Here is a 16,112-nt window from a genome sequence, read left to right as displayed (position 1 = left end):
TCATCCCCCCGCCGGAGCGGTGCCCGACACGGCCAATCCGCGACCAGCGGCCCCGTCGTCCCGCGACGTGACGGCGGGCGCCGCCCCCACCAGCGCGTCCAGCCGCTCCAGGCGTTGCGCGGTGACGTCGTCGGCCGGCGTCATGACGATGATGCGGTCGCCGCGGGCCCGGTCCAGCCACAGGCTCTGGAAGTGCACGTCGAGGCGGCCGGCGCGCGCCGAGGTGTAGTGCCGCAGCTGGGTGCCGTCCCCGGCGACGTCGTACGACTCCCAGTGCCGCACGAAGTCCGCCGACGACGCCCGCAGCCGCGCCAGCAGGGCGGTCCAGCGGGGGTCGTCGCGATGCTCGGGCTCGCGGGCCCGCAGCCGGGCGGCGATGTTGTGCAGCACGACGTCCTCCGCGTCGCCGAGCGCCCCGCGCCAGCGCGGCTCGGTGAACATCAGCCAGGCGCAGTTACGGTCCTCCGCCGGCCGGGCGTCGAGGTCGTCGAACAGGTAGCGGTACGCCCGGTTGGCCGCGAGCAGGTCGTAGGCGTCGGTCTGCACCGCCGCCGGGTACGGGAGCAGCCCGGCGAGCACCGCGAGCTGTTCCGGTCGCACCCCGGGCGGCGGTCCGGGCGCGACGGCGGTCTCACGGCCGGCGAGCACCATGAGGTGGCGGCGCTCGGCGTCGTCGAGCCGCAGCACCCGGGCGACGGCCTCGAGCACCTGGTCCGAGACGTTCCTGGCCCTCCCCTGCTCGAGCCACGTGTACCAGGTCACCCCCACGCCGGCGAGCTGCGCCACCTCTTCGCGGCGCAGCCCCGGCGTGCGGCGCCGGCCGCCGGCGGGCAGCCCGACGTCGCCGGGCGCCACGCGTCCGCGGCGCTCGCGCAGGAAGGCGCCGAGGGCGGCACGGTCGGGGGTCGTCGAGGTCACCGCCCCAGTGTCGCTCCCGCCCGGGCACGCAACCAGGTGGTGGTGGTACCACGATCGGCAGGCTCCTGGTACCAGGATGGGCGCGGACGCACCGTCGTCGTCATGACCACCACCACCACCCCGCCCGCACGACGCGTCGCGCGACCCGTGACGGCGTCGCCGCGCGCGCTCACCGGCCTCGGGCTCGCCGTCCTGCTCGTCGCGTACCTGCCCGTCAACATGACGTTCGGGTCGGTCAACCTGCTTGCCCCGGCCATCACCGCGGACCTCGGCACCGCGGTCTCGGGCGGGCAGCTCGTCCTGTCCGCGTACACGACGACCTTCGCCGCGACGCTGGTCGTGGCAGGCCGGCTGGGCGACCGCTACGGGCGACGGCGGCTCCTCGCCGCGGGCCTCGCGGCGTTCGCCGTGCTCTCCGTGCTGGCGGCGTTCGCCCCGACGCTGCCCGTGCTCGTGGCGCTGCGCGCGGGGCTCGGCGTCGCCGCGGGGCTGTTCACCCCGCAGGTGCTGTCCACCATCCAGGCCACCGCGCCCGACCGTCTGCGCACGCTCGGCGTCACCCTGTTCACCGCCGTCAGCGGCGTCGCGACCATCGCCGGGCAGGTCCTCGCGGGAGCCGTGGCCGGCGTCGCCGGCGACCACCTGGGCTGGCGCGAGGTGCAGGCCGCCACCGGGGCGATCGCCGTCGCGGCCCTGCTCGCGCTGCGCACCGTGCCGGAGTCGCGGTCGACGGCGCCGCTCGCCCTCGACCTGCGCGGCGCCGCCCTGCTGGCCGCCGGCCTGCTGCTGCTCGTGGTGCCGCTGACGCTCGGCGCGTCCGCCGGCTGGCCGCCCGCGCTGCTCGGGATGCTCGCCGCGGCGGGTGTCGTCCTCGGCCTGTTCGCCCGGTCGCAGCGCGCCTCCGAGCGGCGCGGTGAGCTGCCGGTCGTGCCGCCGAGCGTGCTGCGCACCCGCGTCGTGCGGGACGGGCTGGTGATGACCCTGCTGTTCTTCACCGGCTACGGAGCGTTCCTCTACGAGATCTCGGCGCTCGCGCAGGGCGCGCTGGGCGCCGACGCCTGGGGGACGGTCGTGCTGCTGCTCGGCTTCGGCGGCGCGTTCGTCGCCACGGCCCTCGCGACGCCCGCCATCGAGCGGCGTACCGGGCGCTGGACGATGACCGGCGCCGCCGTCGCGCAGGCCGCCGTGCTGGGCGGGCTCGCCCTCGTCGTCGGCGGCGGGCACGCCGGGACGACGGCGGCACTGCAGCCGCTGCTCATGGCCCTCGGCGCCGCGCAGGCGCTCATGTACGGGCCGGTGCTGCGCACCGTCCTGTCGCGCACGCCCACCTGGGCCGCCGGCGTCGCGGGCGGGCTGTTCACCACCCTGCAGCAGCTCGGCCTCGGCCTCGGGGTCGCCGTGCTCGGCGGGCTGTTCCAGGCCGTCGCGGCGCATGGCGGGGTGCCCGACGCCGCCGGCCTGCCGCGCGGGTTCGTCGTCGCCGTCGGCGTGCAGGCGGGGCTGGCGCTCGCCTTCGCCGCCCTGGCCGCCCGGATCGCGCGGGCCCGCTGACCGCGGGTTCCCCTGCCCACGGTGGCGACCCGCCCGCGGGCGCTTACGGTGGGAGTCCGGTCCCTCGCCCCGTTCGGAGGTCGTCATGAAGGTCGTCGTCATCGGTGCGCTCGGCAAGGTCGCGCGCCAGCTCCTCCCGCTGCTCGCCGACGGTGGCACGGGGCCGGTGGTCGACGTCGTCGGGGTGGTGCGCAAGCCCGAGCAGGTCGACCGTGTCGCCGACCTCGGCGCCGAGCCCCTCCTGCTGGACGTGGAGCACGCCGGCACCGACGAGATCGCCGCCGCGCTGACCGGCGCGGACGCCGTCGTGTGGTCCGCCGGGGCGGGCGGCGGCGACCCCCAGCGCACGTACGCCGTCGACCGCGACGCGGCGATCCGGTCCATGGACGCCGCCGCGAGCGCCGGGGCGCGCCGGTACGTCATGGTGTCGTGGGTGGGCTCGACGCCGGAGCACGGCGTCCCCGAGAGCGCGGGCTTCTTCGCCTACGCGGACGCGAAGCTGGCCGCGGACGACCACCTGCGCACCACCGACCTGGACTGGACGATCCTCGGCCCCGGCACGCTGACGGACGAGCCGCCCACCGGGCGCATCGCCGTCCTGTCCGAGACCGGCGCCGTGCCCGCCGGGACGGACACGAGCGTGCCGCGCGCCGACGTCGCGCAGGTCGTGGCCGCGACACTGCGCGAGCCCGCGACCGTGGGGCGCTTCGTCCGGTTCTCCGCCGGGGAGACGCCCATCCCCGCGGCGCTGCGCACCCTGGACTAGAGCGGGCGCCTTCGTCAAGGTTTCGTTCACGGCGCTGACCGCCTACTACCGCGACGGCGACGCACGGCCGATCGTCGAGCGCTTCACGGACGCCGCCCGACGCCGTGCGCTGATCGCGCCGTGCGGGCGCACGCCCGGGTCGGTGCGCTCCGCCGTCTCGACGACGTCGAACCCCGCCCGCACGACCCGCGCCGCCAGCTCGTCGACGGGCCAGAACCAGGCGGTCGTCACGGCGTGGTCGAACGGCTCGACGCGCGGGCCGCGGCAGAACCCGAGCAGCAGCCCGCCGCCCGGCGCGACGGCGCGGGCGAGCTCCGCGAGCACGTCGTCCACACCCGTGCCGTCCCCACTCGTGCCGGCCACAGCCTCGGGCGGGGTGTGGATGAGCGAGTACCAGGCCAGCACGCCGCCGAGGCCGCCGTCGGGCACGCCGAGGTCGGCGAGCGAGGCGCGGCGGAACGGGACGCCGGGGTACGCCGCCCGGGCGAGGGCCAGGAACGATTCCGCGAGGTCGACACCCTCCGCGTCGAGGCCCTGCCGGGCGAGGAAGTCCGTCCAGTGCCCCGGCCCGCACCCGGCATCGACGACGCGCCCGGTCAGCCCGGCGGCCCACCGCTCGACGAGCGCCCGGTCGTCGTCGTGCACGGCGTCCATCGAGCCGAACAGGTCCGTGTACTCCTGCGCCCGGGCCGCGTAGGCGGCACTCGGGTCGTGGGCCGTCGAGGGCACGGTGCTCAGCCGAGCTCGCGCAGCGGCGCGGTCCGCTCGCCGCCGGCGTCCCCGGTGTTGACGGTCGCGGTCGGCTCGACGAGCAGCGCGTGCACCTCGCCGTCGGCCCGCGGGCAGTGCTCGACGCCCCGCGGCACGACGAACACGTCCTGCGGCCCGAGGACGACGTCACGGTCCCGGAGCTGGATGGTGAGCCGCCCGCTGAGCACGAGGAACAGCTCGTCCGTGTCGTCGTGCGTGTGCCACACGAACTCGCCGTCGAGCTTGACCACCTTCACCGCGTAGTCGTTGACGCTCGCCAGCAGGTGGGGCTGCCAGGGCTGCGCGATGCTCTCGAGGGCGGTCCGGATGTTCCTCACGTCGCTGCTCATCCGGTCAGCGTAGGCACGCGGCGACCTCGCTCAGGAGGGCTCGGGGGAGATCCGGTCCTGCAGGTCGAACAGCTCGTCGGCCGCGGTCGACGCCTCGGGGTCGGTGTCGACGTCGTACGCGGCGCTGGTGCGCCAGGCGAGGTCGTGCACGCGGGGCTCCTGCGCGGCGTCCGCGGCGACGATCGTGCGGACCGCCTCGACGGTCCCCTGCTGCGGGATGCGGACCAGGGAGCGCTCGGCGATCGCGGCGTCGCGCGCCGCGTCGTCGGCACCCTCGACCCGTGCCTGCCGGCGGGCCACGGAGGCGAGGACGCCGCCGGTGATCGGCCCGAGGACGGCGGCAAGGAGCACGGAGTAGAGCAGCGTCCGGGTCACGGTCAGGTCGGACGCCACGGTGAGCACGGCGAAGGCGAGCACGGCGACGAGCACGTACCAGACGTAGCCCAGTCGGGAGACCGCCCGGTACCAGCCCGGCTGGGGTGGGGCGGTCATGACGGCCGAGACGCCGTCGAGTCGTCCGAGGGCCTCGCGGATCGCGGCGGGGTCGCCGTCGGGGCTGGTGAGGAACGTCAGTCCCGACCGCTCACCGGTGACCAGCCACGCGATCTCTGCCATCGGGCCACTCCTCCGTCTCGGGATGCCGCCGTGTCCGCGACAACGGCGCGCGGCGAGGCGGCCGACGGCAGCCCGCCAGGAACCTAGCAGAGCGGGTCGTCCCCGACGCGGGCAGGCAGGGGGACGACGCGCGCTCCAGGGACGGTGTGCCACCTCACGCCCCGACGTCCTGCGGAAACACGGCGTCGGAGGCAGGATCGAGACGGACCAGCCGCCGTCATCAGGAGGTCTCGTCATGGCCCGCACCGTCGCCGAACACCTCGTCGACCAGCTCGTCGCCGCCGGCGTGAAGCGCATCTACGGGATCGTCGGGGACTCCCTGAACCCCGTGGTCGACGCCGTCCGCCGCACCGACGGCATCGACTGGGTGCACGTGCGCCACGAGGAGGCGGCGGCGTTCGCGGCCGCCGCCGACGCCGAGGTGACGGGCGAGCTCGCCGTCTGCGCCGGGTCGTGCGGGCCGGGCAACCTGCACCTCATCAACGGCCTCTACGACGCCAACCGGTCCCGGCTGCCCGTGCTCGCCATCGCCTCGCACATCCCGAGCGCGCAGATCGGCACGCAGTTCTTCCAGGAGACGCACCCGGACCGCATCTTCAACGAGGCGTCGGTGTTCTCGGAGCTGATCTCGTCGCCGGCCCAGCTGCCGCGCGTCACGCGGTCGGCCATCCAGCACGCGCTCGCCGCCCCGGGCGTCGCCGTGCTCACCCTGCCGGGCGACGTCGCCGACGAGCGCGTGCCCGACGACGACGCCCCGATCCTCGTGCCCGGCGCGTGCCCCGCGCGCGTCGTGCCGAACGACGGCGACGTCGAGGCCCTCGCCGACGCCATCAACCAGGCCAAGAAGGTCACGCTGTTCGTCGGCGCCGGGGCGCGCGACGCCCGCGACGCCGTCCTGGAGCTCGCCGACCTGGCGGCCGCGCCGGTCGGCCACTCGCTGCGCGGCAAGGAGATCATCCAGTACGAGAACCCCCACGACGTCGGCATGTCCGGCCTGCTCGGCTACGGCTCCTGCCACGAGGCGATGCACTCGGCCGACCTGCTGGTCCTGGTGGGTACCGACTTCCCGTACGACTCGTTCCTGCCCGCCGACGTGCGCACCGCGCAGATCGACGTCGACGCCTCCCACCTCGGCCGCCGCACCCGCCTCGACCTGCCCGTGCACGGCGACGTCGGCGAGGCCCTGAAGCTGCTCAACCCGCTGATCAAGCGCAAGAAGGACCGCAAGTTCCTGCGCTCCATGGTCGACAAGCACGCCGGGATCATGACCAAGGTCGTCGGCGCGTACACCCGCAACGTGGAGAAGCACACGCCCATCCACCCCGAGTACGCGGCCGTGCAGCTCGACGAGACGGCGGCCGACGACGCCGTGTTCACCGTCGACACCGGCATGAACAACGTCTGGGCGGCGCGGTACCTCACGCCCAACGGGAAGCGGCGCGTCATCGGGTCGTTCATCCACGGGTCGATGGCGAACGCCCTGCCGCACGCCATCGGCGCCGCGTTCGCGGAGCCCGGCCGGCAGGTCGTGGCCCTCGCCGGCGACGGCGGGCTGTCGATGCTGCTGGGCGAGCTCATCACGGTGCGCACCTACGACCTGCCGGTGAAGGTCGTCGTCTTCAACAACGCGACGCTCGGCATGGTGAAGCTCGAGATGCTGGTCGAGGGGCTGCCGTCGTACGGCACCGACTCCCCGCCGGTGGACTACCGCAACATCGGCCTCGCCGTCGGGATCCCGTCGGTCCGCGTGGAGCGTCCCAAGGACCTGCGCCGCGCCCTCGCCGACGGCCTCGACCGCAAGGGCCCGGCGCTCATCGAGGTCGTCACCGACCCCAACGCCCTGTCCATCCCGCCGTCCATCACGTCCGGCCAGATCCGCGGCTTCGCCACCGCGATGACGAAGCAGATCTTCGGCGGCGGCATGGGCGAGGTCATGTCCATGGCCCGCTCGAACCTGCGGAACCTGCCCCGGTAGCGGCGGTGCCGGCACGGCCGCCTCATGGCGGCCGTGCCGACCCCCCTGCTAGTAGCTGAGCATCGTGTACCAGTAGGGGTTCGAGGCGCTCCCGTGCTTGCCGCAGTACTCGCGGATCGTCACCTTGTACCCCTGGTTGTTCAGGGAGACCATCTTGTTGAACGTGCCCGCGTAGCAGTTGACGCGGCTGTCCCAGCTCCAGCCCCAGGTGGTGGCCTGGGCGGGGGCGGCCGACACCAGGGCGGCGACGGCGATCCCGAGGGTGGCCATGGCCCCCACGACGGCGCGACGAAGCTTCACTCGACTGTCCTCCTGCGATTGACGTGACCTCACGGACAGCCGGAAGGTAGCGCATCACCGCAGGTCGCGCGCGGGGTGCCCGCCGTCAGCGCCAGGTGGCGGCGACGGCGAGGAAGGCGTCGTTCGCCTCGACCTCGCCGATGCTGACCCGCAGGCCGTCGCCGGCGAACGGGCGCACGAGGACGCCGGCGGCGGTGGCCTCGGCGGCGCGGGCCAGGGTCTCCTCACCGAGGGGGAACCAGACGAAGTTGGCGTGCGTCTCGGGCAGGTCCCAGCCCTGCTCGCGCAGGGCGGCGGTGACACGGTCACGCTCGGCGACCAGCGCGTCCACCCGCTCGCGCAGCTCGTCCTGGGCCACGGGCTCGAGGGACGCCAGGGCCGCCCGCTGGGCGACGTGGTTGACGCCGAACGGCGTGGAGACGGCGCGGATCCCCGCGGCGAGGCGCGGCTCCGCGACGGCGTACCCGACGCGCAGGCCCGCCAGCCCGTACGCCTTCGACAGCGTGCGCAGCAGCACGACGTTCGGGTGCCGGCGCAGCAGGTCGACGCCCTCGGGCGCCTGCGGGTCGCGCACGAACTCCAGGTACGCCTCGTCGACGATCACCAGCACGTCGCGCGGGACGGCGGCGAGGAACTCCTCCAGCTCGTCGGCGTGCACCACCGGCCCGGTCGGGTTGTTCGGCGTGCAGACCATGACCACCCGCGTGCGAGGCGTGACGGCGGCGGCCATGGCCGGCAGGTCGAGGCGGCCGTCCGCGCGCACCGGCACCGTCACGGCGGCGCCGCCCGCGACGGCGACGACGATCGGGTAGGCCTCGAACGACCGCCACGGGAACACGACCTCGTCGCCGTGCTCGACGACGGCCTGGAGCACGTGCCCGAGCACGGCCACCGAGCCGTTGCCCACGACGACCTGGTCGGCCGGGACGCCGACGTGCGCGGCGAGCGCCTCGACCAGCTCCGTGGCGTACATGTCGGGGTAGCGGTTGGTCTCCTCCGCCGCGCGCGTGATCGCCTCGAGGACGGACGGCAGCGGCGGGTACGGGTTCTCGTTCGACGACAGCTTCCACAGCTTCGCGCCCTCGGCAGGCCGCGCGCCCGGCACGTAGGCGGGCAGCGCGGCGACGGCGGCGCGCAGGGGGACGGTCGACGAGTCAGCGGGGGTGGTCACAGCGTTCAAGGATGCCACCGCTCAGTGCGCGCCCGACGCACCCGCCGTCACCGGCTCGCGGACCAGGCCGGCGAAGAACCGGGCGATCGCGTCCGCGGCCGGCACCTCGACGGCCCCCTCCACGTCCGGGCTGTAGTTGGTGTTCGTGTTGATGTCGTACGGCACGGTGCGGCCGTCGACCGTCTCGAAGAACTCGACCCCGGCGATCTCGATCCCCTGCTCGGCGAGCAGCCGCTCGAGCCGCGCGACGAGCGGATGCTCGGCCGTGATCTCGGGCCGCAGGGCGAAGAGCGGCGGCGGGGCGACGCCGTCGGCGCCCGGCAGCGCGCACGCCTCGGCGGGGCACAGCTCGAACCCGGTCGAGGTGTCCACGCGGACGGCGTAGTGGAACCGGCCGCCGACGAACTCCGCCCGCGTGACGAACGGCTCCGGCGCGACGAGCAGCTCCTGCAGCAGCCACACGCCGTCGACGGGCTCGTCGAGGAGGCCCGCGTCCAGGGCGGCGGCGAACGTCTCGACGTCGTCGAACCGCTGCACCCCGAGGCCCTTGCCGCCGCGGTTGTGCTTGGTGATGAACGGCGCCCCGAACCGCTCGGCCGCCGCGCGCAGCGCCGCGCGGTCCGTGACGGCCGTCGTGCGCGGCACGTCGAGCCCGGCGGCCCGCAGCAGGGCGTACTGCCGCACCTTGCTCACCTCGAGCGCAGCGGCCCGCGTGCCGTTGACGACCCGGCGCCCGGCGGCCTCGGCGCGGGACAGCACCGCCTGCGCGGCCTCCGGCGCGTGCGGCACCCCGCGCGTGTGCGCGGACGCGCTGAGGCGCGACCAGTGCACGGCCCGGGGCGGCTCCTCGGCGAGGTCCAGGGTGACGGCGCCCAGGTGCACCGGTTCCAGCGGCACTCCCGCGCGGTCGAAGGCCCGCTCGAACGGCGGCAGCCAGTCGGGGTTGTCGTGCAGGACGAGGACGGAGGACTCGCTCACCCGGCGAGCCTACGCGCGTCGTCCGCGCGCCGGGACCCGGACGCCGAGCCTCGCGCCGCCGAGCGTCGCGCCAGCCTCGCCGGGGGATGACGTGCCACGATGGCGGCATGAACTTCATCGTCCGCACCCTCGTCACGGCCGTGGCGCTGTGGCTGAGCGACCTGATCTTCACCAACCTCGAGATCCTGCCCCCGTACGACGGCGACAACGTGCTCGAGTACATCCTGGCGGTCCTCGGCGTGGCACTGGTGTTCACCATCATCAGCAGCTTCGTGAAGCCGATCGTCAGCATCATCTCGATCCCGCTGCTCATCCTCACGCTGGGCCTCTTCTACCTGGTCATCAACGCCGGCGTGCTGTGGCTCACCACCTGGATCACCGACCAGGGGTGGTTCGGCGACTGGGGCGTCGACGTCAGCGGCGGCTTCTGGTGGTTCGTCTGGATCGCCCTCATCCTCGCCGTGCTCCAGGCGATCATCGGCGCGTTCGCGCCGAAGAAGGGCTGACGCAAGGCATCCTCAGCACGGCACGCTCAGTGCAGCATCGCCCCCGTCGGGTTCCCCGGCGGGGGCGACGTCGTCCCGAGCACGGTCGTCCCCTGGCCGGGGCCCGGGCCGGGCGCCAGGACGAGGGGCGGCTCCGGGTCCACCCGGCGCACCGCGAAGAATCTGGTGCGCGAGCGGGTGCCGTCGAGCAGCCGTTCCAGCCGGCCCGTCACCCCCGCCACCTGCACGTTCCCGGAGCGCTGCGCGGCCGACAGCGTGCGCAGGTGCGTGGGCATCGCGTGCGCGAGGGAGACGCTCCCGGCCGCCGCGACGTCGACCGGGTCGGCGGAGTCCAGCAACCGGCGCCCCACCGTGACACGGTCCACCGTGGCCGGCCCCTCCCCGCGGGACCGGCCGTCGACGTTCTCGACCAGGCTCTCCTCGTTCTCCACGTGCAGCGCCGGCACCCCGCCGGGGATCGCGAACGTCGCCGTCGGCGACCCGGCGGTCACCACCCCGCCCACCGGGTGCCTCGCGCGGAACCCCGGTGACGCCGCGAGCGCCGCCGCGGAGATCCCGCCGAGGCTGTGCCCCACCAGCACGACAGGCTCGTCCGGAGCCGCGCCCGCCGCGTCGAGGGCCTGCTCCACGGCCACGGACACGTCCGCCGTCTCGTGGGCCATGAGGCTCAGGTCGGTCGCCGCGTCGAACGGGTTCGAGGACGACAGGAACCGCTGCGTGCCGGGGATGAGCACGGTCCACGACGTCGTGCCGTCGCCGTGCACGACCTCCTCCACCGCGAGCGTCCCGGCGGGGACACCGGCCGCGGGCCGGTCGACGATGCCGCTGCCCTGGGGGTAGAGGTCCGCGGTGCGGGCGAGCGCCTCCGCGACGGAGCCCGCCGGCCGGTCGGCCCACCGGGGCCGCGGGCCGGCGAGGTCGGTGTCGGTCAGGGCGACCACCTGCGGCACGGAGTCCGGCAGCAGCGCGGCCACCACGTCGGACAGCGAGGCCGCGCCGCGCGTCACGGGGTCCAGCGCGGCGGCCGGGCCCTCCTCGATCCCCCGCCGCAGGTCCTGCCAGGTCAGCGGCCGGGTGGCGCTCAGCCCCGCCGCGAGCCCCGCGACCGCCTCGTCGGAGAGCGGCGCGACGGCCCGCCAGACGTCCGAGAGGCGCCCGCCGGCGTCCGCCGTCACGGGAGCCGTCGGCGGATCGGGGGGGCGGGCCGCCGACGGCGCGGCCACGGCCGGAGCCGGGGAGCCGTCGCGCGCAGCCGCACCGTCCAGGGCGTCCGCCACGGACGCGACGGCGAGCACCGGCCTCGCCCCGAGCCCGAGCACGACCCCCGCCGCACCCGCCAGCACCGTGACCGCACCGCCGGTGACACGCTGCGCCAGGCTCTCCGCCTCCCGGTACAGGCCGGCCGCGAAGCGAAGCCGGCGGGCGCACCGCTCCGCCGTCGATCCCCGCCCGCGCAGCCGGGCGCCCGCCTCGTCCAGCCGGGCCGCCGCCGTCTCCCGGCGCGCGGCAGCCGCGGCGTCGTCCTCCGGGACGCCGGGCAGCGGCAGGGCCGGTCGTGACCACGGGTCGGGGGCCCACACCGCGCCCCGCAGGGCCCCGGCGGCGCCGAGGCACCGGTGGGAGGCCTGCAGCAGCCGGTCCGCCGCGGCGTCGAGCAGCACGGCAGCGCCGTGCACGGCCTCCGCGTCGACCCGGGAGACGGCCCGGCCGCCCCAGACGTCCAGGGTCTCCTCGGGCGGCAGCCCGCGCGTCGTCACCGGGCCAGCACCTCGGCCGCCTCCTCGAGGAGGCGCAGGTCGGCGTCGAGGCCGACGAGCAGGGCGGCGACGTCGTCGCGGAACCGGTCCGCCGCCGTCGACTCCCAGGCCACCGCGAGGCTGCGCCGCGCGCTGGCCGTGGCGTCGAGGACGTCGCGGTGCGCCGCGAGGACGGTGGCACGCGCGGCACCCGTGTCGGGGGCCGGGGACGAGAAGGGCGGAGCCGGTGAGGTCATGCCCGCGACGCTAGGCCGCGCCCTCGCCACGCCCGCCCGCCGCCCCCGACCCTGTGGACGACGTCGGCCTGGGGACAGGCTCCCGACCGCACGACACGTACCGGCGACGTCAACCGACGGTCGATGCCGACGGTCGATGCCGACGTCCGATGCCGACGTCCGATGCCGACGTCCGCTACGACGGCAGCACCCCGACGAGCCGGTCGGCGTCGGACAGGATGTCGATGCCGACCACCCGGCCGTCGCGCACCGTGAACGCGAGCAGCGAGTAGACCGTGCCGTCGTCGAGCACCGTGACCAGCCCCGGCGACCCGGCCACGAGCGCGAGCCGCGAGAACCGCGCGGTGCCGAAGTGCAGACGGGCCTGCTCCGCCACGGCCCGCGCGCCGCGCAGCACGCGGGACAGGTCCCCCGGCCCGTAGTCGAGACGCACCACGACCTCGGGGTCGAGCAGCGCCACGAGGCGGTCGAAGTCGCCCGTCTGCGACGCCGCGAGATAGGCGGCGACGACCTCCCGCCGACGCGCGACGTCGTCCTGCGCGGGTACCGCGTCACGCACCTTGCGGCGCGCGCGGCTGGCGAGCTGGCGCGTGGCGGGGAGCGACCGGTCCAGGAGCGGCGCGATCTCCTCGAAGGGGACCGCGAACTGGTCGTGCAGCACGAACGCGACGCGCTCGGCCGGCGCCAGCGTGTCCAGCACGACCATCAGCGCGGCGCCGACCTCGTCCTGCTCGACCGCCCGCCGCTCGGGGTCCTCCGGCCCGTCGACCGGCGCCACCTGCAGGTCCGGCAGGCGCCCGTCCCACGCCGGCCCTTCCCCCGCCGATCCGTCCCACGCCGTCTCCCGGCGCGTGGCCCGCGAGCGCAGCAGGTTGAGCGCGACTCGCCCGACGATGGTGGTGAGCCAGCCGCCGAGGTTCTCCACCCCCGCGCTGCCCGCCGCGTGCGCGCGCACCCAGGCGTCCTGCACGGCGTCCTCGGCGTCCGCCGTCGAACCCAGCACGCGGTAGGCGACCGAGCGCAGGTGCGGCCGGAACGCCTCGAACTGGTCCGCCGTGAACTGGTCCGCCGTGAACTGGCCTGCCGCGAACTGATCCGTGCTCACCGGTCACACTCCTTCGTCGGGCCGTGTCAGAGAGGTGACAGCGCACGCTGCCGGTGACACCGAACCACGAGAGTGCGACACCGGCCCGACGGACCAGGAGCCCGCATGACCTCCCTGACCTCGAACGATCTGGCCTCGACCGACACCTTCTCCCACGCCCTCGCGAGCGACCTCGCGGGCCGGCTGCTCCTGCCCGGCGACGAGGGCTTCGACGCCGCCGCCACGCCCTGGAACCTCGCCGTCCGGCAGCCCGTCGCGGCCGTCGTCGAGGCGGCCGACGCCGACGACGTCGCCGCCACCGTGCGGCACGCGCGCGCCGCCGGGCTCACCGTCGCCGCGCAGTCCACGGGGCACGGCGCGTCGGGCGACGTGGCGGGCACTGTCCTGCTGCGCACCCGGGCGCTCGACGCCGTCGAGGTGGACCCGGCACGCCGCACCGCCCGCGTCGGCGCGGGGGCGTCGTGGGGCGCGGTGCAGGCCGCCGCCGCGCCGCACGGCCTCACCACCCTGCTCGGCAGCGCGCCGGGCGTCGGCGCCGTCGGCTACACCCTCGGCGGCGGGCTCGGCTGGTTCAGCCGCGCCCACGGCCTGGCGGCCGACCACGTGCGGTCGTTCGACGTCGTCTCCCCCGCGGGCGAGCAGGTCACCGTCACCGCGGCCGACGACCCCGAGCTGTTCTGGGCGCTGCGCGGCGGGGGCGGCGACCTGGCCGTCGTGACGGCGATGGAGATCGACCTGGTCGAGCTGCCCGCGTTCTCGGGCGGCAAGGTCGCCTGGCCGGCCGCGCGCGCCGCCGAGCTGCTCGCGGTGTTCCGCGAGGTCACGGCCGCCGCACCGCCCGAGCTCAGCGTCTGGCTGTCCCGGGTGGAGGCGCCCGGCGCCCCGGCCGTCGTCGTCGTGCACGCCGCCCACCTCGGCGACGCGGCCGAGGCCCGGACCCTGCTCGCCCCGTTCGCCGCCGTCCCCGACGTCCTCGGGCCAGGCGTCCACGCCGCGATCGGCCCGGTCGCGTTGGCCGACGTCGGCGACATCGCCGCCGACCCGACCGACCCCGCGGCGGGGAAGGGGCGCGCCGAGCTGCTGCGCGGCATCGACGACGAGGCGGTGGAGCGCCTGTTCACGACGTCGGTCGCGCCGCTGCTCATGCTCCAGCTGCGGCACCTGGGCGGCGCCCTGGCCACGCCGGGGGACGACGCGGGCGCCCTCGGCGCGATCTCGGAGCCGTACCTGCTGTACGCGTTCGGCCTGGCGTTCGAGCCCGGCCTGGCGACCGCCGTCGGGCACCGGCTGGAGGCGCTGCCGGCCGAGCTCGCGGGGAACGCCACGATGCGCAAGCCCGCCACGTTCCTCGCCCCGGGCGAGAGCGCGGCGGCCGCGTACGACGGCGCCGCGCTCGCCCGCCTGCGCGACCTCAAGCGGTCCCGCGACCCGCTCGGCACGGTCCGCGGGAACTACCCGCTCCTCGGCTGACCACCCCGACCGCTGCGAGCACGAAGACGGCCCGGTTCGCGGACTCGTACCGGGCCGTCTTCGTGCTCACAGCACCTCGGTGGGCCCGTGGGAGAATGTGGGCCGTGACCTCCCCCGCGCCGCAGACCTCGCCGTCCGACGTCCAGACCCGCGTCAACCTCGCGGACGTCACCCCGCCGATCGCCCTCGGGCCGCTCGACGGCCGCTACCGCGGCGCCGTCGCGCCGCTGGTGGACCACCTCAGCGAGGCCGCGCTCAACCGGGCGCGCATCCACGTCGAGGTCGAGTGGCTGGTCACGCTGTGCAACGGCACGACGGCGGCCCCCGGCGCCGTCGTCCCCGGCGCCCCGACGCTGACCGACGCCGAGATCGCCTACCTGCGCCGGATCCCCGCCACGTTCGGCGCGGACGAGATCGCCGAGCTCGCCGCCATCGAGCGCGAGACCGTGCACGACGTCAAGGCCGTCGAGTACTTCATCAAGCGCCGCATCGCCGCCGCGCCCGAGGCCCTCGGCGAGACCAGCCTCCCGGCCGCGAGCGAGCTGGTGCACTTCGCGTGCACGTCCGAGGACATCAACAACCTGTCGTACGCGCTCATGGTGCAGGGCGGGGTGCGCGACGTGTGGCTGCCCGCCGCGACCGCGCTGACCGACCAGCTCGCCGACATGGCGCGCGAGCACGCCGCGGTCCCGATGCTGAGCCGCACGCACGGGCAGCCGGCCACCCCGACGACGATGGGCAAGGAGCTCGCCGTCCTCGCGCACCGCCTGCGCCGCCAGCTGCGCCGCGTCGAGGGCGCCGAGTACCTGGGCAAGCTCAACGGCGCGACCGGCACCTACGGCGCGCACGTCGTCGCCGTCCCCGGCGCCGACTGGCCCGCGGTCTCGAAGGCGTTCGTCGAGCACCTGGGCCTGGTGTGGAACCCGCTGACCACGCAGATCGAGTCGCACGACTGGCAGGCGGAGGTCTACGCCGACGTCGCCCGCTTCAACCGCATCCTGCACAACCTCGCGACCGACGTGTGGACGTACATCTCGCTGGGCTTCTTCACGCAGATCCCGGTCGCGGGTGCCACGGGCTCGTCGACGATGCCGCACAAGGTCAACCCGATCCGGTTCGAGAACGCCGAGGCGAACCTCGAGATCTCGTGCTCGCTGCTCGACACCCTGTCGGCCACGCTCGTGACGTCCCGCCTGCAGCGCGACCTCACCGACTCCACCACGCAGCGCAACATCGGTCCCGCGTTCGGCCACTCGCTGCTCGCGATCGACAACGTCCGCCGCGGCCTCAAGGCGCTCAACGTCAACGCCGCGCTCATGGCCGACGACCTCGACCACAACTGGGAGGTGCTCGGCGAGCCCGTCCAGTCGGCCATGCGCGCCGCGTCCGTCGCCGGTGTCGAGGGCATGGAGAACCCGTACGAGCGGCTCAAGGAACTCACCCGCGGCCAGCGCGTCGACGCCGCCCGGATGCGCGAGTTCGTCGCGGGCCTCGGCCTGCCCGACGACGTCGCCGCCCGCCTCGCGGACCTCACGCCCGCGTCGTACACCGGCGTCGCCGCGCGGCTGGTCGAGGACTACCTCGCCTGACGCGGCGTCCTGCGCCGTCCGAAGCGTTTAGGAGCTCCCAGGCCGCGCCGGCGCGCTCCTAGCGTGGCCCCGTCC

16 protein-coding genes are annotated in these 16,112 nt (G+C 75.4%); 6 read left to right on the top strand and 10 right to left on the bottom strand.

What is annotated here, in order from left to right; translation table 11 throughout:
- Positions 1-918 carry a helix-turn-helix transcriptional regulator gene (locus ACFQ8E_RS16030; protein ID WP_430551564.1) on the bottom strand — a complete coding sequence of 306 codons (918 nt, stop codon included), beginning with the start codon at positions 916-918 and terminating at the stop codon, positions 1-3.
- Positions 919-1,020: 102 nt separating this feature from the next.
- On the opposite strand from ACFQ8E_RS16030, the gene ACFQ8E_RS16025 reads away from it, so the two are divergent.
- Both ACFQ8E_RS16025 and ACFQ8E_RS16020 read left to right on the top strand, forming a co-directional pair.
- Positions 1,021-2,469, top strand: a complete 1,449-nt coding sequence (locus tag ACFQ8E_RS16025) for an MFS transporter (RefSeq protein WP_430551563.1) — start codon at positions 1,021-1,023, stop codon at positions 2,467-2,469.
- An 85-nt stretch (positions 2,470-2,554) separates the two neighbouring features.
- Positions 2,555-3,235 (top strand): SDR family oxidoreductase, encoded by a 681-nt coding sequence (locus ACFQ8E_RS16020; protein ID WP_430551562.1) that lies wholly within the window; start codon positions 2,555-2,557, stop codon positions 3,233-3,235.
- Between the two features lie 45 nt (positions 3,236-3,280).
- Here ACFQ8E_RS16020 and ACFQ8E_RS16015 read toward each other — a convergent pair whose 3' ends face one another.
- From ACFQ8E_RS16015 to ACFQ8E_RS16005, 3 genes are read right to left on the bottom strand one after another with little or no spacing between them, the layout of a single operon-like run.
- Positions 3,281-3,964, bottom strand: coding sequence for a class I SAM-dependent methyltransferase (locus ACFQ8E_RS16015; protein ID WP_430551561.1), 684 nt, complete (start codon positions 3,962-3,964; stop codon positions 3,281-3,283).
- 5 nt (positions 3,965-3,969) lie between these two features.
- Complete coding sequence (locus ACFQ8E_RS16010; RefSeq protein WP_430551560.1) at positions 3,970-4,335, bottom strand: cupin domain-containing protein; 366 nt, start codon at positions 4,333-4,335, stop codon at positions 3,970-3,972.
- Positions 4,336-4,365: 30 nt separating this feature from the next.
- Positions 4,366-4,950, bottom strand: coding sequence for a hypothetical protein (locus tag ACFQ8E_RS16005; protein WP_430551559.1), 585 nt, complete (start codon positions 4,948-4,950; stop codon positions 4,366-4,368).
- A 235-nt stretch (positions 4,951-5,185) separates the two neighbouring features.
- Here ACFQ8E_RS16005 and ACFQ8E_RS16000 point away from each other — a divergent pair, with 235 nt between their 5' ends.
- On the top strand, positions 5,186-6,925 hold the full coding sequence (locus tag ACFQ8E_RS16000) for a pyruvate dehydrogenase (RefSeq protein ID WP_430551558.1): 1,740 nt from the start codon (positions 5,186-5,188) through the stop codon (positions 6,923-6,925).
- Between the two features lie 48 nt (positions 6,926-6,973).
- Here the strand turns inward: ACFQ8E_RS16000 and ACFQ8E_RS15995 are convergent, their stop codons facing one another.
- The 3 genes from ACFQ8E_RS15995 to ACFQ8E_RS15985 all read right to left on the bottom strand — a co-directional run bounded on the left by ACFQ8E_RS15995 (position 6,974) and on the right by ACFQ8E_RS15985 (position 9,374).
- A complete protein-coding gene (locus ACFQ8E_RS15995) occupies positions 6,974-7,225 on the bottom strand; it encodes a hypothetical protein (RefSeq protein WP_430551557.1) in 252 nt (83 codons plus the stop codon).
- A gap of 85 nt (positions 7,226-7,310) precedes the next feature.
- Positions 7,311-8,396 (bottom strand): histidinol-phosphate transaminase, encoded by a 1,086-nt coding sequence (hisC, locus tag ACFQ8E_RS15990; protein WP_430551556.1) that lies wholly within the window; start codon positions 8,394-8,396, stop codon positions 7,311-7,313.
- A 21-nt stretch (positions 8,397-8,417) separates the two neighbouring features.
- Entirely contained in the window at positions 8,418-9,374 is a 957-nt protein-coding gene (locus ACFQ8E_RS15985; protein ID WP_430551555.1) for a RimK family alpha-L-glutamate ligase, read from the bottom strand.
- A 107-nt stretch (positions 9,375-9,481) separates the two neighbouring features.
- Here ACFQ8E_RS15985 and ACFQ8E_RS15980 point away from each other — a divergent pair, with 107 nt between their 5' ends.
- On the top strand, positions 9,482-9,880 hold the full coding sequence (locus tag ACFQ8E_RS15980) for a phage holin family protein (RefSeq protein ID WP_429765549.1): 399 nt from the start codon (positions 9,482-9,484) through the stop codon (positions 9,878-9,880).
- Positions 9,881-9,906: 26 nt separating this feature from the next.
- On the opposite strand, the gene ACFQ8E_RS15975 is transcribed toward ACFQ8E_RS15980, so the two are convergent.
- From ACFQ8E_RS15975 to ACFQ8E_RS15965, 3 genes are all read right to left on the bottom strand, one after another.
- On the bottom strand, positions 9,907-11,637 hold the full coding sequence (locus ACFQ8E_RS15975; RefSeq protein ID WP_430551554.1) for a hypothetical protein: 1,731 nt from the start codon (positions 11,635-11,637) through the stop codon (positions 9,907-9,909).
- Positions 11,634-11,873 carry a hypothetical protein gene (locus ACFQ8E_RS15970; RefSeq protein ID WP_430551553.1) on the bottom strand — a complete coding sequence of 80 codons (240 nt, stop codon included), beginning with the start codon at positions 11,871-11,873 and terminating at the stop codon, positions 11,634-11,636. Before ACFQ8E_RS15970 ends, ACFQ8E_RS15975 begins: the two co-directional genes overlap by 4 nt.
- A 175-nt stretch (positions 11,874-12,048) precedes the next feature.
- The gene (locus ACFQ8E_RS15965) at positions 12,049-12,978 is read right to left on the bottom strand and encodes a sigma-70 family RNA polymerase sigma factor (RefSeq protein ID WP_430551552.1); all 930 of its coding nucleotides are present in this window, start codon (positions 12,976-12,978) and stop codon (positions 12,049-12,051) included.
- A gap of 105 nt (positions 12,979-13,083) precedes the next feature.
- Here ACFQ8E_RS15965 and ACFQ8E_RS15960 point away from each other — a divergent pair, with 105 nt between their 5' ends.
- Both ACFQ8E_RS15960 and purB read left to right on the top strand, forming a co-directional pair.
- Entirely contained in the window at positions 13,084-14,448 is a 1,365-nt protein-coding gene (locus ACFQ8E_RS15960) for an FAD-binding oxidoreductase (RefSeq protein WP_430551551.1), read from the top strand.
- A gap of 95 nt (positions 14,449-14,543) precedes the next feature.
- Positions 14,544-16,037 carry an adenylosuccinate lyase gene (gene purB / locus ACFQ8E_RS15955; RefSeq protein ID WP_430551550.1) on the top strand — a complete coding sequence of 498 codons (1,494 nt, stop codon included), beginning with the start codon at positions 14,544-14,546 and terminating at the stop codon, positions 16,035-16,037.
- The last annotated feature ends 75 nt before the right edge of the window (positions 16,038-16,112 follow it).

The sequence above is a fragment of the Isoptericola sp. NPDC056573 genome (assembly GCF_042793335.1).
In the GTDB taxonomy this organism is placed as follows: domain Bacteria; phylum Actinomycetota; class Actinomycetes; order Actinomycetales; family Cellulomonadaceae; genus Isoptericola.
Note: the sequence above shows the minus strand (reverse complement) of the source record. Positions and strands in the feature narration are given on the sequence as shown.

What these genes read in the sequence shown, in the direction of transcription:
- ACFQ8E_RS16010 (WP_430551560.1), bottom strand. Translation starts at nt 4,335, where the DNA reads ATGAGCAGCGACGTGAGGAACATCCGGACCGCCCTCGAGAGCATCGCG.
- ACFQ8E_RS16000 (WP_430551558.1), top strand. Translation starts at nt 5,186, where the DNA reads ATGGCCCGCACCGTCGCCGAACACCTCGTCGACCAGCTCGTCGCCGCC.
- ACFQ8E_RS15980 (WP_429765549.1), top strand. Translation starts at nt 9,482, where the DNA reads ATGAACTTCATCGTCCGCACCCTCGTCACGGCCGTGGCGCTGTGGCTG.
- ACFQ8E_RS16025 (WP_430551563.1), top strand. Translation starts at nt 1,021, where the DNA reads ATGACCACCACCACCACCCCGCCCGCACGACGCGTCGCGCGACCCGTG.
- purB (WP_430551550.1), top strand. Translation starts at nt 14,544, where the DNA reads ATGTGGGCCGTGACCTCCCCCGCGCCGCAGACCTCGCCGTCCGACGTC.
- ACFQ8E_RS16005 (WP_430551559.1), bottom strand. Translation starts at nt 4,950, where the DNA reads ATGGCAGAGATCGCGTGGCTGGTCACCGGTGAGCGGTCGGGACTGACG.
- ACFQ8E_RS15960 (WP_430551551.1), top strand. Translation starts at nt 13,084, where the DNA reads ATGACCTCCCTGACCTCGAACGATCTGGCCTCGACCGACACCTTCTCC.
- ACFQ8E_RS16020 (WP_430551562.1), top strand. Translation starts at nt 2,555, where the DNA reads ATGAAGGTCGTCGTCATCGGTGCGCTCGGCAAGGTCGCGCGCCAGCTC.
- ACFQ8E_RS15970 (WP_430551553.1), bottom strand. Translation starts at nt 11,873, where the DNA reads ATGACCTCACCGGCTCCGCCCTTCTCGTCCCCGGCCCCCGACACGGGT.